Below are 15625 nucleotides of genomic sequence, written 5' to 3' on the forward strand. Positions count from 1 at the left end.
CAGTCCGACGCAATCCAGACAAACCGCCAGCGATGGCGGTTTTTTCGTTTATAGCCCAGCCATATCATCCATACGGAGTACAGCATGCCTCGCACCGACGATTTACGCATCCGCGAAATGAAGGAACTGACGCCGCCCTCGCACCTGATCCGCGAGTTCCCGGTGACGCCGGCGGCGGAACGCACCGCGGCCGGCGCGCGCGTGGCGCTGCACCGCATCCTGCACGGCCAGGACGACCGCGTGATGGTGGTGGTCGGACCCTGCTCGATCCACGATCCGAAGGCCGCGCTCGAGTACGCGCGCCGCCTGGCGGAGCAGCGCGAACGCTTCCAGGGCGAGCTCGAGATCGTGATGCGGGTCTATTTCGAGAAGCCGCGCACCACCGTGGGCTGGAAGGGCATGATCAACGATCCCTACATGGACAACAGCTTCCGCATCAACGACGGCCTGCGCATGGCGCGCGAGCTGCTGCGCGACATCAACGAGCTGGGCCTGCCGGCCGGCACCGAGTTCCTCGACGTGATCAGCCCGCAATACATCGCCGACCTGGTGAGCTGGGGCGCGATCGGGGCCCGCACCACCGAGTCGCAGGTGCACCGCGAACTGGCCTCGGGGCTGTCCTGCCCGGTCGGTTTCAAGAACGGGACCGACGGCAATATCAAGATAGCGGCCGACGCCATCAAGGCATCCTCGCAACCGCACCACTTCCTGTCGGTGACCAAGGGCGGGCACTCGGCGATCGTGTCGACCGCGGGCAACGAGGATTGCCACATCATCCTGCGCGGCGGCAAGACGCCGAATTACGACGCGCCGAGTGTCGAGGACGCGTGCAAACAGCTTGCCGCCAACGGGCTGGCCAGCCGCCTGATGATCGATGCTTCGCATGCCAACAGCAGCAAGAATCCGCAGAACCAGGTGCCGGTGTGCGCCGATATCGCCACCCAGATCGCGGGCGGCGACGACCGGATCGTGGGGGTGATGATCGAGTCGCACCTGGTGGCGGGGCGGCAGGATCTGGTGCCGGGGAAGGAATTGACGTATGGGCAGTCGGTGACGGATGGGTGCATCGATTGGGAGACCAGTATTGGCGTGCTGGAGAACCTGGCGGCCGCCGTGCGCCAGCGCCGGGTACGTCCAGAGTGATTTGGTGGCGTGGCGGGTCTTCCCGCCACGCCACGTTATGACGGGCTGATGAAAAGGAATGGCTGTCGAGACGGCAAGACGGCAGAATAGGCGCTTCAACCATCCGGGAATTCCATGCTGAGTTTTATCGTCCGGCGCCTGTGGCAGATGCTGCCGACCATGCTCGGGGTCGTGGTGCTGGTCTTCGTCCTGTTCAACTGGGTAGGCGGCGACCCGGCCTACCTGCTGGCGGGGAAGATGGCCGACACGGCCGCGATCGAGAACATCCGGCGCCAGCTCGGCACCGACCAGCCCTACACGGTCCAGCTGTGGATCTTCGTCAAGCAAATCCTGACCTTCGACTTCGGCAATGCCTGGAGCACGGGCGAGCCGGTGTCGCACATCATCGCCAGCCGCCTCGGGCCCTCGCTCACGGTGCTGGTGCCGCTCACCATCCTGGAAACCGTGCTGGGCATCGCGCTGGCGCTCGGCATCGCGTTCGTGCGCGGCTCGCTGACCGACCGCGCGGTGATGGTGGCCTGCACGGTCGGGATGTCGATCTCGATCCTGGTCTACATCATCGTGTTCCAGTACGTGTTCGCCTATGAAATGGGGCTGTTCCCGGTCCAGGGCTGGGGGAATAGCTTAGGAGAAAATTTGCTGCGCTATGCGCTGCTGCCGATCATCATCGGCCTGGCGGTATCGATCGCGCCGACCCTGCGCCTGTACCGCAGCTTCGTGCTCGATGAAGTGAACCAGGACTATGTACGCACCGCACGCGCCAAGGGACTGAGCGAGCGGCGCGTGGTGTGGGTGCACGTGCTGAGGAATGCGGCGATCCCGATCATCACCCACGTCATGGCCAACCTGCCGGCCCTGCTCATCGGCGCCTTCCTGCTGGAACGCTTCTTCGGCATCCCCGGCATCGGGCGCGAGGTGATCCTGGCGGTGGAACGCAGCGACTTCCCGGTGATCAAGGCGATCACCGTCTACGTCGCCGCCGCCACCATGGTGTTCAATCTGCTGGCCGACCTGCTGTACCAGGCCGTCGATCCGCGCGTGAAACTCGCATGATGCTGCACACCGCTTCCCCGGGCCTGTGGGCGCTGGCCTGGCGCCGCCTGCGCGCCGACCGCATCGCGATGGGGGCGCTGGCCGTTGTCGTGGCTTTCCTCGTGATGCTGCTGCTGTCGAGCATCGGTCTGATTGCATCGGATTGGGAGGAAGAGGTAGCCGTCAATTACGCGCCGCCGACTTTCGTCGGGGCCGATGCCAGCGTCCGCGCACTGGCTGCCGCGCAATTGCCGCGCGAGACGCCGCCGAATGCCTTCGATCCGCTCGCCGTCGAACTGGCCGAGCTCAAGGCGCAAGTGCGGGCCAGCCATCCTCCCGCGGAAAAGGCGACGACCTTGCCCTTCGGCGCCGATAAATGGGGCCACGACATCGTCAAGAAAACCATCAAGGGAGGCGAGACCTCGATCGTCGTCGGCCTGGTGGCGGCCCTGGTCGCGGTGGCGCTGGGGACCTTGTTCGGCGCACTTTCCGGCTTCTATGGCGGCGTGATCGATGACCTGTTCAACTGGTTCTACAGCATCTTCACGGCGATTCCCTCGATCCTGATGATTCTCACCGTGGCCGCCGTGCTGCAGCAGAAGGGCGTGATGACCATCGTGCTGATCCTCGGCCTGACCGGCTGGACCGGGCCCTACCGCCTGATGCGCGCCGAGTACATCAAGCACAAGGCGCGCGAGTACGTGATGGCGGCCGACGCCATCGGCGCCGGCGCCATGCGCCGCATGTTCGGCCACATCCTGCCCAACGTTGCCCACGTGGCCCTGGTGCAGATGTCGATCCTGGTGGTGGGTTTCATCAAGGCCGAAGTCATTCTTTCCTTCCTCGGCTTCGGCGTGCCGGTCGGGGTGGTGTCCTGGGGCAGCATGCTGAACGAGGCGCAGAACGAACTGATCCTCGGCAAGTGGTGGCAGCTGGCGGCGGCCAGCGGCGCGATGGCGCTGCTGGTGACGGCTTTTTCCCTGTTCGCCGATGCGCTGCGCGACGCCCTGGACCCGAAGCTGAAATGAACGACGATACCTTGCTCCAGGTGCGCGACCTGCGCATCGCCTTCCGTGTCGACAAGAAGAATACGGTCGAGGCCGTGAAAGGCGTTTCCTTCGACGTGCCGAGGAACAGCACGGTGGCGCTGGTGGGCGAGTCGGGTAGCGGCAAGTCGGTCAGCTCGCTGGCCGTGATGGGCTTGCTGCCGCCGGAGACCACGATCGTCCAGCCAGGGTCGAGCGCGCGCTTCGACGGCCGCGAGCTGCTCGGCCTGCCGGTTGCCGAGCGCCGCCAGCTGTGCGGCAAGGACATCGCGATGATTTTCCAGGAGCCGATGTCTTCGCTGAACCCGGTGTTCACGGTCGGCTACCAGATCGGCGAAGTGCTGCGCCGGCACATGGGCATGAATGGCAAGGCGGCGCGGGCCCGCACGCTGGAACTGCTGGCCGAGGTCGGCATTCCCGACCCGGCGCTCAAGATCGACGCCTACCCGAGCCAAATGTCGGGCGGCCAGCAGCAGCGCGTCATGATCGCGATGGCCATTGCCTGCGAGCCCAAGCTGTTGATCGCGGACGAGCCGACCACGGCGCTCGACGTGACCATCCAGAAGCAGATCATGGAACTGATCGCCCGCCTGCAAGAAAAACACCGGATGGCGGTGCTGTTCATCACACACGATCTGGGCCTGGTGGCCGAGATCGCCGACCGGGTGATCGTGATGCGCCATGGCGAGGTGCGCGAAGAGGGCGACGCAACACAGGTCTTCGGCGCCCCGCGCGACGCCTATACGCGTGCGCTGCTGCATTGCCGGCCGAAGCTGGACGAGCGGCCGCTGCGCCTGCCGGTGATCGACGACTATATCGATGGGCGGCTCGCTCCGGATGCGGTGCTGCCCCAGCGCACCCGCGGCACCGGGCCGGATGACACGCCGCTGCTGGTGGTGAAGCACCTGGCCAAGAGCTTCTGGCTGCGCGAGGGCCTGTTCAGGAAACGCGAGTTCCAGGCGGTGCGTGACGTGTCGTTCACGCTGGCGCGCGGCAAGACCCTGGGCGTGGTCGGTGAATCGGGCTCGGGCAAGACCACCGTCGGCTTGACGCTGCTGCGCCTGCACCGTGCGACTGGGGGCAGCGCACTGTTTGATGGGCAGGATCTGCTGGCCATGTCGGATCGGGAGTACGCCGCGTACAAGCGCCGGATCCAGATCATTTTCCAGAACCCCTATGCTTCCTTGAATCCACGCTTCACGGTCGGACAGATTCTGCTGGAACCGATGCGCATCCACCGCATCGGCGCCAACGATGCCGAGCGGGTGGCGACGGCGCACCATCTCTTGAAACGCGTGGGGCTGCCGGAGGGGGCGTTCCATCGCTACCCGCACGAGTTCTCGGGCGGCCAGCGCCAGCGCATCGCGATCGCGCGCTGCCTCACCATGCAGCCCGAGATCCTGGTCTGCGACGAATCGGTGTCGGCGCTGGACGTGTCGGTGCAGGCGCAAGTGCTGAACCTGCTGCAGGACCTGCAGGACGAGTACGGCATGAGCTACATCTTCATCTCGCATGATCTGTCGGTGGTGAAGTACATCGCCGACCAGGTGATGGTGATGCAGCAGGGGAGGGTGGTCGAGCTGGCGGATTCGGATGCGCTGTATCGCAATCCGCAGCATGAATATACGCGCTCGCTGCTCGCAGCAATCCCGCGCGGTGTTTGACCGCTGTGCCAATCTGTTGGATTTGCGCCGCAAGCCTATCCAAAGGCAGGGCCTTGCCACCTGTGAGCAAAATGGAATTGGGATACACTAGAACGATGTCCCAACTTATCGAACTGCTGCAGATTTACGGTGTGCTGATCGTGTTCGGCCTCGTCCTCGTCGAGCAGTTCGGCTTGCCGATTCCCGCCTTTCCGATCCTGGTCGTGGCCGGCGCGCTGTCGGTCGACGGCGAGCTGATGTGGCAGCTGTGCCTGCTCGCCGCGGTGTGCGCCTGCCTGATCTGTGACCTGTTCTGGTTCCGCGCCGGACGCTTCTACGGCAAGCGCATCCTGCGGCTGCTGTGCAAAATTTCCCTGTCTCCCGATTCCTGCGTCAACCAGACCGAGGACCGCTTCCGCCGTTTCGGCGCGCGCTCGCTGCTGGTGTCGAAATTCGTCCCCGGCTTCAACACCATCGCCGCGCCGCTGTCCGGCGCCATCGGCACCGAGGCGCGTCCCTTCCTGCTGTATGCCGTCACCGGCGCCGCGCTGTGGAGCGGCAGCGGCATCCTGTTGGGCGTGGTGTTCCACGATGGCGTCGAGGAATTGCTCGCGCTGCTGGAAACCATGGGCGGCACCGCGCTGTCGGTCATCGCCGCGCTGCTGGCCCTGTTCGTCGCCCTCAAGTACATCGAGCGGCGCCGTCACCGCGCCCGCACCGCCATGGCGCGCATCGAGGTGGGCGAGCTGCTCAGCCTGATCGACGGCGGCCACGACCCCATCATCATCGATGCGCGCAGCCTGACGGCGCAGGGCATCGAGGCGGCGATTCCCGGCGCGCTGGTGTTCAAGGCCTGTCCGCCGGAGCAGCTGATGGCGACCCTGGACCGCAACCGCCATATCGTCGTCTACTGCAGCTGCCCGAACGACGTCACCGCCGCCGAGGTGGCGAAACAGTTCCTGGCCAATGGTTTCCACCGTACCCGGCCGCTCAAGGGCGGACTGGATGCCTGGAACGCGCACCACGGCAGTGGCCCGGCGCTGGATCCGGTCACCTGCTGATGAGGTAGTTCGACTACTTCGTCCGTGGTCGATAGGGTGTTGTAGCGCTGGAGCACGATTTGCGCGCTTGTACCTAAACTACAAAAAGAACTTGTAAGAGCACTACGAAGTTTAGTAAGCTTGGTCATCGCTTCCTTCCATGCTGCAATGACCGTCCTCGCCCCCAGCCCCGTTTTCCTGTCTTCTGCGTTTGCCGACGGCGCGCGCCTGCTCGCCGATATCGGCGGTACCAATGCCCGTTTCGCGCTGGAGACCGCGCCAGGGCGCTTCGAGGCGATCGAGGTCCTGGCCTGCAGCGAGCACGCGACCCTGGCCGACGCGATCCGCGCCTACCTGGCCCTGCCCCAAGTCGCCGCGCAGCATGCTGGCATCCGCCACGCCGCCATCGCCATCGCCAACCCGGTGGTGGGCGACCAGGTGCGCATGACCAACCACCACTGGGCGTTCTCGATCGAGGCGCTGCGCCGCGAATGCGGCTTCGCCACCCTGGAAGTGGTGAACGATTTTTCCGCGCTGGCGCGCTCGCTGCCGCACCTTGGAACGCAGAAGCTACAGGTCGGCGGCGGGGCGCCCGTCGCTGGCGCCACGCTGGGCCTGCTGGGCGCGGGCACCGGCCTGGGCGTCTCCGGCCTGGTCCCCGGCGCCGACGGGCAGTGGACCGCGCTGCGCAGCGAAGGCGGTCACGTCGGCTTTTCGCCGGTCGACGACACCGAGGTCGCGATCCTGCAATACGCCTGGCGCGAGTTCGAGCACGTCTCCTGCGAGCGCCTGCTGTCGGGCGCCGGAGTCGAGCTGATCTACCGCGCGCTGGCCGACCGCGCCGGCCGTCCGGGCGAAAGCCTGGCGGCGCCGGAAATCTCGCGCCGCGCATTGAGCGGCGAATGCGGCCTGTGCGACGCCGTGCTGGAAACCTTCTGCGGCATGCTCGGCACCGCCGCCGGCAACCTGGCGATCACGCTCGGCGCCCAGGGCGGCGTCTACATCGGCGGCGGCATCGTGCCGCGCCTGGGCGAGCGCTTCCTGGCGTCGAGCTTCCGCCGCCGCTTCGAGCACAAGGGGCGTTTCAGCGCCTACCTGGCCGGGGTGCCGACCTATGTGATCACGGCCGAGTATCCGGCCTTCCTCGGCGTGTCGGCGATCCTGTCGGAAAAACTGGCCGCCTGAGAGGAGCCAGGCCGAATCGGGCTGCGGGCGGCCCATTTGCGGCGGGATTTGACGACAATCCTGCTTCCCGAGGGGCGGGCCTTGTCCTTTTCCGTGTTTTATCGGTTACAATGCCCTCCAGTTGCTTGAGACGCCCCGCCGTATTACCTGCGAACCAGCGTTTCGCCGAAACACCAACAGAGCCGTGGCGCGCTTGGAACCTGGAACAGGTTCTCGGCCCGCCGCCAAAATCAGCCCGGCTTATCCAGGCCCGGGCCCCGGATTCCAGCATTTGCGCAGCACCTTCGCACCGCCGCCCCCGGCCGCGCCTGCATCCGCGATGGCATCCGCATTGACGGTTTAACTTGAATTGATTCTTGCATTCTGAGCGTGACGACACCGCGATATGAATACTGACGAGGCCAAGCGCGTCCTCGAGACCGCCTTGTTGTGCGCGCGCGAGCCGATGACGATCCACGGCATGAGGAAGCTGTTCGCCGAGCTCGACGCCAATGGCCGCCAGCTGAATGCCGGCGTCGGCAGCGACACGATCAAGATTCTGCTGGAAGAATTGCGCCAGGACTGGCAGGGGCGCGGCATCGAGGTCGTCAGCCTGGCGTCGGGCTGGCGCTTCCAGAGCCGGCCCGAGATGAAGCCCTATCTCGACCGCCTGTCGCCCGAGAAGCCGCCGAAGTATTCGCGCGCGACGCTGGAAACGCTGGCGATCATCGCCTACCGCCAGCCGGTCACGCGCGGCGACATCGAGGAGATCCGCGGGGTCGCGGTGAACTCGCAGACCGTCAAGATGCTGGAAGACCGCGGCTGGATCGACGTGGTCGGCCACCGCGAAGTGGTGGGGCGCCCGGCGCTGCTGGGCACGACCAAGCAGTTCCTGGACGACCTCGGCCTGGCCTCGCTGTCGCAGCTGCCGCCGCTGCAGGCGGTGAGCGAGGGGCCGGACAGCCGCAGCCTCGAGGCGCTGGAAGCGGCGCTGAACGACAATTTTGAAAAAGCGGACGCAGCGAGCGCCGCAAGCGAACACGACTTAGATACAGATACCGAGACGGGCCCGCTGCCTGTCGACGTCCCGATTTTTGACCGGAACGATGACCACGCGTCGGCAGCCGCCGCTGGGCCGGGTCAGCATAATAAAGATACGAACGATGAACCCAACTGAACCGAACGACACCCTGCCCGTGGACGCCGACGCCGCTCCCGCCAAGCCGAAGCGCACCCGCAAGCCGGCGGCGCCGAAGGAAGCCGCCGCCGAAGTACCCGCCGCGACCGAAGCCGCCGCCAAGCCCAAGCGCACCCGCAAGGCCGCCGCCGCGCCTGCCGAGAGCGCTCCGGTGAGCGAAGCCGCCCCTGCCGAGGAAGCCAAGCCGGCGCCGAAGGCGCGCAAGCCGCGCGCCGCCAAGGCCGCCGCGGACGAGGCGCAGCCCGCTGCCGCCCCGGTTGCCGCCGAGGCCGCTCCTGCCGAAGCGGAAGCACGTCCGGAAGGCGACGCCCGCAAGCCGCGCGGCCCGCGCCAGATGCGCGAAAAACGCCAGGAACGCGAAGCGCGCCAGATGGAGCAGCGCGCCGCCAATCCGGAAGCCGCTCCTGAAGCGCCTGCCGACACCGCAGCCGCCGAGGCCGGCCAGGCCCAGATCGAGGGCAAGCGCGAAGGCCGCGGCCGCCAGCAGCAGAAGATCCGGGGCCAGCAGAGCGGCCGTCCGCAGCAGAACGCCCAGCCGGGCCAGCAGCCGCAGGGCGGCAAGCAGCAGGGCAAACAGCCGGGCAAGCAGGGCAAGCCGCAGGGCAAGGGCGGCAAGGGCAATGAAGCCGATGCCGTGTTCTCCTTCGTCACCTCGGACGCTTTCGACGCCAATGAAGGCGGCCGCGGCCAGCAGCAATCCAAGCCGGTGCGCCGCGACCTGACCGCCGACGACGACGCGCCGAAGCTGCACAAGGTGCTGGCCGAGGCCGGCCTGGGCTCGCGCCGCGACATGGAAGACCTGATCGTCGCCGGCCGCGTGTCGGTGAACGGCGAGCCGGCCCACATCGGCCAGCGCATCCTGCCGACCGACGCGGTCCGCATCAACGGCAAGCTGATCCAGCGCCGCGTGAACAACAGCAAGCCGCCGCGCGTGCTGGTGTACCACAAGCCGGCCGGCGAGATCGTCAGCCACGACGATCCGGAAGGCCGTCCGTCGGTGTTCGACCGCCTGCCCACCATGAAGACCGGCAAGTGGCTGGCCGTCGGCCGCCTCGACTTCAATACCGAGGGCCTGCTGCTGTTCACGACCTCGGGCGACCTGGCCAACCGGCTGATGCACCCGCGCTACAACATCGACCGCGAATACGCGGTGCGCACCCTGGGCGAACTGGAAGAAGGCATGCGCCAGAAGCTGCTCGCCGGCGTCGAGCTGGACGATGGCCTGGCCTCGTTCTCGAAGGTGCAGGACGGCGGCGGCGAAGGCATCAACAAGTGGTATCGCGTGGTGATCGGCGAAGGCCGCAACCGCGAGGTGCGCCGCATGTTCGAGGCCGTCGGCCTGACCGTCTCGCGCCTGATCCGCACCCGCTACGGCGCCATGACCCTGCCGACCGGCCTCAAGCGTGGTCGCTGGGAAGAGCTGCAGGACAACGATGTGCGCGCGCTGATGGCGGCCTTCGGCGTCGAGAAGAAGGGCGGCGCGCTGGAGCAGGGCAAGGCCAAGGGCGGCAAGGGCGCCAAGGGCCAGGCGCCGCAGCCAAACCGCGCCGACGGCAACCGCATCGACCGCGCCGACGCCAACCGCAACGTCGACCCCTTCGGCCCGCCGGTGGTGCGGGTCGGAACCAGCCGTCCGCAGGGTTTGCCGGGCATGCCGGCCGGCCGTCCGCAGGGACAGGGCGCGCAGGGTGGCAAGGGCAAGGGCCGCGGCAACGGTGGCGGCAATGCGGGCGGCTTCGGCGGCGGCAAGCAGAGCAGCCGTCCGAAGCAGCCGGATCCGCTGCAGACCACCTTCGGCTTCGCCGGCACCGGCGGCGGCCGTCGCGGCGGCCAGGGTCCGCGCGGTTCCGAGCACGGCCTGCCGCGCCGCGGCCGCCGCGGCTGAGTTTGTACCAGCCGGCGCGACTTTTTTTCGTCGCGCCGTTCGCGCCATGCTGCAATGCCGTAGAATGGCGGCCATAGCCCTTATGGTAATCCTGCTAACTGTTGTTTACTTGTCATTTCTACTCACGGCGATTGCGAGAGAAGCGGGATCACTGTATAATTTGCAGCCTAATCAAAGTTCTTCCCAAAGTTTTCTTGGCGCAAGTGCTTTCATCTGGTTGGGTTGTGAATACAAAAAGATGGGCAGATGCCCATTTTTTTTTTGGAAAATCGTTTTGAAGCACCTGGAGAAGCGTCGTGCAGCAGTTTGAATTAATCGCCAAAACAGTGAGTGGCCTCGGCTACGAACTCGTCGACGTCGAACGCGGCGAGCGCGGCATCCTGCGTGTCTACATCGATTTCCCCGCGGATGATGCGGAAGAAAAAGGCCCGATCACGGTCGAGGACTGCGCCACGGTGAGCCACCAGCTGTCGCACGTGCTCACCGTCGAAAACGTGGACTACGAACGGCTGGAAATTTCTTCGCCGGGCCTCGATCGCCCGGTACGGACCCTGGCCGACTTTGCGCGTTTCGCCGGGCACGAGTGCACGGTCAAGCTGCGCGTCGCGATGCCCGGCACTGCGAACCGGAAAACCTTTACCGGTATCCTGCGCGGCGTCGAAGGCGACAAGGTTGGTCTGGAATTTGATAATAAAGATGGTGCGGCGTTGTTGGAATTTACGCTGGCCGAATTGGACAAGGCACGCCTGGTGCCACAGGTGGATTTTAGGAGTCGCAAAGCATGAGTCGCGAAATTTTGTTACTGGTTGATGCGCTCGCGCGCGAAAAGAACGTCGATAAGGAAGTGGTCTTCGGAGCGCTCGAGTTCGCGCTCGCGCAAGCCACGAAAAAACGCTATGAAGGCGAGGTCGACATCCGCGTGAGCATCGACCGCGACAGCGGCGAATTCGAAACCTTCCGCCGCTGGCACGTGGTGCCGGACGAGGCCGGCCTGCAGCTGCCCGACCAGGAAATCCTGCACTTCGAAGCCAAGGAACAGATTCCGGACATCGAAGTCGACGAATACATCGAAGACCCGATCGAATCGGTCGAGTTCGGCCGCCGCTTCGCCCAGGACACCAAGCAGGTCGTGCTGCAGCGCGTGCGCGATGCCGAGCGCGAGCAGATCCTGCAGGACTTCCTGGAGCGCGGCGATTCGCTGGTCACCGGCACCATCAAGCGCATGGAGCGCGGCGATGCCATCGTGGAATCGGGCAAGATCGAAGCGCGCCTGCCGCGCGACCAGATGATCCCGAAGGAAAACCTGCGTATCGGCGACCGCGTGCGCGCCTTCATCCTGCGCGTGGACCGCAATATGCGCGGCCCGCAGGTGATCCTGTCGCGCACCGCGCCGGACTTCATCATGAAGCTGTTCGAGCTGGAAGTGCCGGAAATCGAGCAAGGCCTCCTGCAGATCAAATCGGCTGCCCGTGACGCCGGCGTGCGCGCCAAGATCGCGGTGTTCACCGCCGACAAGCGCATCGATCCGATCGGCACCTGCGTCGGCATGCGCGGTTCGCGCGTCCAGGCCGTGACCGGCGAGCTGGGCGGCGAGCGCGTCGACATCGTGCTGTGGTCGGACGATCCGGCCCAGTTCGTGATCGGCGCCCTGGCTCCGGCGAACGTGTCGTCGATCATGGTCGACGAAGACAAGCACGCGATGGACGTGGTGGTCGATGAAGAGAACCTGGCGATCGCGATCGGCCGTTCGGGCCAGAACGTGCGCCTGGCGTCCGAGCTGACCGGCTGGAAGATCAACATCATGACCGCCGAAGAATCGGCGAACAAGGTGGCCCAGGAAACCGCGGCGATCCGCGTGCTGTTCATGGAAAAACTGGACGTCGACCAGGAAGTGGCCGACATCCTGGTGGATGAAGGCTTCTCGAGCCTTGAAGAAATCGCTTACGTCCCAATTTCCGAAATGCTGGAAATCGAGTCGTTCGACGAAGACACCGTCAACGAACTGCGCACCCGTGCCCGTGACGCGCTGGTGACCGAAGCGATCGCTTCCGAAGAAGGCCTCGAAGGGATGGAAGAAGCCCTCGTGAACCTGGAAGGCATGGACCGCACCACCGCCGGCAAGCTCGGCCTGGCTGGGATCAAGACGGTCGACGCCTTTGCAGCACTCGCCTACGACGAATTCGGCGCCATCCTGGCGCTGTCGTCGGATCGTGCCGGCGAACTGATCAAGAATGAATTCAACGATGTGACCGACGATGAGATGAAGCTGGTCGACAGTAAATACGATGACCGCGCCAAGGCGCTGCAGGCGAAAGCCTGGAGCCTGGCAGAAACGGCCAAGGCGTAATTTGCAAATCTTTATCATCTCTGCGACACATAGAAAAGAGGACTGAATGGCGAGTAACAACGTAGCCCAATTTGCCACCGAACTGAAGATGCCTGCAGACCTGCTGCTGACACAGCTGCGCTCGGCCGGCGTCGAAAAAAGTTCGACGTCAGATCCCTTGTCAAAAGATGATAAGGACAAGCTGCTGAACCACCTGCGCCGTACCCACGGCGCCGCCGAAAGCGGTGAGAAGAAGAAGATCACGGTGACCCGCAAGGAAACCACCGAGATCAAGCAGGCTGACTCGAGCGGCAAATCGCGCACCATCCAGGTCGAAGTCCGCAAGAAGCGCACCTTCGTGCAGCGCGACGACCTGGTCACCACCCCGAAAGTGGAAGCCGCACCCGTCGTCGACGCCGCCGAACAGGCGCGCCGCGAGGAAGACGCACGCCGCCAGGCCGAGCTGATCGCCCGCCAGGAAGCCGACCTGCGCGAGAAGCAGGAACGCCTGGCCAAGCTCGAAGCGGAAGAGGCTGCGCAAGCCAAGGCCGCCGAAGAGCAAGCCAAGCGCGACGCCGCCGAGAAATCGAAGCGCGAAGCCGCCGAAGCCGCTGCCGCCGCGAAAGCGGCCGCCAGCGCCAAGGCGCCTGCCGCGCCGGCCTCGGCTGCTGCCGAAGAAGCGGCCCAGGCCGCCGCCGCGGAAGCCAAGAAGCGCGCCGAGGAAGCCGCCAAGGAAGCCGCCGAACGTGCTGCCGCGACCGAGCGCGCACGCAAGGCCGTGGCCGACGAAGTGGCCCAGATCAAGCTCATGATGAGCCAGCCGCGCCGCGTCATCAAGGCGCCGGAACCGGTCGCCAAGCCTGCTGCTCCGGCAGCACCGGCGGGCACCCTGCACAAGCCGGCGGCAAGCGCCGACAAGAAGCCGGGCGACGCCAAACCGGGCGACAAGAAGCCGGGCGACAAGAAGTCGATCAAGTCGGCGAATGTCTCCTCGACCTGGTCGGACGACGCCAAGAAGCGCGGCGCGCCGGGCGGCGGCAAGGGCCGTGGCGCGGGCGCCCCGACCGGTGGCCGTGACGGCTGGCGCAGTGGCGGCCGCAGCGGCGGACGCCGTTCGCACAACGAGGACCGCGAGACCAACTTCCAGGCCCCGACCGAGGCGATCGTCAAGGACGTGCACGTGCCGGAAACCATCACCGTCGCCGAACTGGCGCACAAGATGTCGGTGAAGGCGTCGGAAGTCATCAAGCAGCTGATGAAGCTGGGCCAGATGTGCACCATCAACCAGGTGCTGGACCAGGAAACCGCGATGATTCTCGTGGAAGAAATGGGCCACAAGGCGTTCGCGGCTGCAGAGGACGATCCGGAGGCGCTGCTGGCCGACCAGGGCGCCCACGCCGAGTTCGAAGCGACCTCGCGTGCGCCGGTGGTGACCGTCATGGGTCACGTCGACCACGGTAAAACTTCGCTGCTGGACTACATCCGCCGTGCGAAGGTTGCTGCGGGCGAAGCCGGCGGCATTACCCAGCACATCGGCGCATACCACGTGGACACCCCGCGCGGCATGATCACCTTCCTGGATACCCCGGGTCACGAGGCGTTCACCGCCATGCGTGCCCGCGGCGCGAAAGCGACCGACATCGTCATCCTGGTGGTGGCGGCGGACGACGGCGTGATGCCGCAGACCAAGGAAGCGATCGCCCACGCGAAAGCCGCCGGTGTGCCGCTCGTCGTGGCGATCAACAAGATCGACAAGCCGGGCGCGAATGCCGACCGTGTGACCCAGGAACTGGTCGCCGAAGGCGTGGTGCCGGAAGAATACGGCGGCGATTCGCCGTTCGTTCCGGTGTCCGCGAAGATCGGTACCGGCATCGACGACCTGCTCGAGCAAGTGCTGCTGCAGGCCGAGGTGCTGGAACTGACCGCCCCGACCGAAGCCCCGGCCCGTGGCCTGGTGGTCGAAGCGCGCCTGGACAAGGGCAAGGGCCCGGTCGCGACGATCCTGGTGCAGTCGGGTACCCTGAAGCGCGGCGACGTCGTGCTGGCGGGTTCGTCCTTCGGCCGCGTCCGGGCGATGCTGGACGAGAACGGCAAGCCGGTCACCACCGCGGGTCCGTCGATCCCGGTCGAGATCCAGGGCCTGACCGAGGTGCCGAGCGCCGGTGAAGAAGTGATGGTGATGGCCGACGAGCGCAAGGCGCGTGAAATCGCCCTGTTCCGTCAAGGTAAGTTCCGCGACGTCAAACTGGCGAAGCAGCAGGCCGCCAAGCTGGAGAACATGTTCGACCAGATGGCCGAAGGCGAAGTCAAGAACCTGCCGCTCATCGTCAAGACCGACGTGCAGGGTTCGCAGGAAGCGCTGGTCGGTTCGCTGCAGAAGCTGTCGACCTCGGAAGTGCGGGTCCAGATCGTCCACGCGGCGGTCGGCGGCATCACCGAGTCGGACGTCAACCTGGCGGTCGCTTCGAAAGCGGTCATCATCGGCTTCAACGCCCGTGCCGACGGCCAGGCGCGCAAGCTGGCGGAAGCCAACGGCGTCGATATCCGTTACTACAGCATCATTTACGATGCGATCGACGAGATCAAGACCGCACTGTCGGGCATGCTGGCGCCGGAGAAGCGCGAGACCATCACCGGCCAGGTCGAGATTCGCCAGGTCATCCTGGTCTCGAAGGTCGGCGCGATCGCGGGCTGCCTGGTCACCGATGGCGTGGTCAAGCGTACCTCGTCGGTTCGCCTGCTGCGCAACAACATCGTCGTGTGGACCGGCGAGATCGACTCGCTCAAGCGCTTCAAGGACGACGCGAAGGAAGTCCGCGCCGGTCTGGAATGCGGCCTGTCGCTGAAGAACATGAACGAAATCCAGGTCGGCGACGTCCTGGAAGTGTTCGAAGTCACCGAAGTGGCGCGTACGCTGTAATTCCGGCAGGAGGCGTACCATGGGGGCCAGGACGCTTCGCGGCGAATGCCGCGAGGGGCCTGGCCCTTGTTTTATTGGATGAGTTACGTTTCAAGGCTTTTGGCCCGCTCCCTCTGAATCGTCGTACCGGCGAAGGCCGGTACCCAATTTCGTCGATCAGCCATTAGCCTCGAACGTAGACGGTACGCACGCAAAATTGGATCCCGGCCTGTGCCGGGATGACGGTGC

General features: G+C 65.6%; 11 protein-coding genes. All 11 read left to right on the forward strand.

Annotated elements, in window-relative coordinates:
* The first annotated feature begins 84 nt into the window (after positions 1-84).
* The 11 genes from aroG to infB all read left to right on the forward strand — a co-directional run bounded on the left by aroG (position 85) and on the right by infB (position 15397).
* Positions 85-1143 carry a 3-deoxy-7-phosphoheptulonate synthase AroG gene (aroG, locus tag LQ564_RS14085; RefSeq protein ID WP_231058731.1) on the forward strand — a complete coding sequence of 353 codons (1059 nt, stop codon included), beginning with the start codon at positions 85-87 and terminating at the stop codon, positions 1141-1143.
* A 114-nt stretch (positions 1144-1257) separates the two neighbouring features.
* On the forward strand, positions 1258-2196 hold the full coding sequence (locus LQ564_RS14090) for an ABC transporter permease (RefSeq protein ID WP_231058732.1): 939 nt from the start codon (positions 1258-1260) through the stop codon (positions 2194-2196).
* Positions 2193-3203 carry an ABC transporter permease gene (locus LQ564_RS14095; RefSeq protein ID WP_231058733.1) on the forward strand — a complete coding sequence of 337 codons (1011 nt, stop codon included), beginning with the start codon at positions 2193-2195 and terminating at the stop codon, positions 3201-3203. The genes LQ564_RS14090 and LQ564_RS14095 overlap by 4 nt, the downstream gene beginning before the upstream one ends.
* Positions 3200-4885, forward strand: coding sequence for an ABC transporter ATP-binding protein (locus tag LQ564_RS14100; RefSeq protein ID WP_231058734.1), 1686 nt, complete (start codon positions 3200-3202; stop codon positions 4883-4885). Before LQ564_RS14095 ends, LQ564_RS14100 begins: the two co-directional genes overlap by 4 nt.
* A 95-nt stretch (positions 4886-4980) precedes the next feature.
* Positions 4981-5925, forward strand: a complete 945-nt coding sequence (locus LQ564_RS14105) for a VTT domain-containing protein (protein ID WP_231058735.1) — start codon at positions 4981-4983, stop codon at positions 5923-5925.
* 147 nt (positions 5926-6072) lie between these two features.
* Complete coding sequence (locus tag LQ564_RS14110; protein ID WP_231058736.1) at positions 6073-7089, forward strand: glucokinase; 1017 nt, start codon at positions 6073-6075, stop codon at positions 7087-7089.
* Positions 7090-7474: 385 nt separating this feature from the next.
* Positions 7475-8245, forward strand: coding sequence for an SMC-Scp complex subunit ScpB (gene scpB, locus LQ564_RS14115; protein ID WP_231058737.1), 771 nt, complete (start codon positions 7475-7477; stop codon positions 8243-8245).
* Positions 8232-10151, forward strand: coding sequence for a 23S rRNA pseudouridine(2605) synthase RluB (rluB, locus tag LQ564_RS14120; RefSeq protein WP_231058738.1), 1920 nt, complete (start codon positions 8232-8234; stop codon positions 10149-10151). Before scpB ends, rluB begins: the two co-directional genes overlap by 14 nt.
* Before the next feature lie 296 nt (positions 10152-10447).
* On the forward strand, positions 10448-10936 hold the full coding sequence (gene rimP / locus LQ564_RS14125) for a ribosome maturation factor RimP (RefSeq protein WP_231058739.1): 489 nt from the start codon (positions 10448-10450) through the stop codon (positions 10934-10936).
* A complete protein-coding gene (gene nusA / locus LQ564_RS14130; RefSeq protein ID WP_231058740.1) occupies positions 10933-12498 on the forward strand; it encodes a transcription termination factor NusA in 1566 nt (521 codons plus the stop codon). The genes rimP and nusA overlap by 4 nt, the downstream gene beginning before the upstream one ends.
* Positions 12499-12544: 46 nt before the next feature.
* Positions 12545-15397, forward strand: a complete 2853-nt coding sequence (gene infB / locus LQ564_RS14135) for a translation initiation factor IF-2 (protein WP_231058741.1) — start codon at positions 12545-12547, stop codon at positions 15395-15397.
* Positions 15398-15625: the final 228 nt, after the last annotated feature.

The sequence above is a fragment of the Massilia phyllostachyos genome (assembly GCF_021044825.1).
Lineage (GTDB): Bacteria > Pseudomonadota > Gammaproteobacteria > Burkholderiales > Burkholderiaceae_D > Telluria > Telluria phyllostachyos.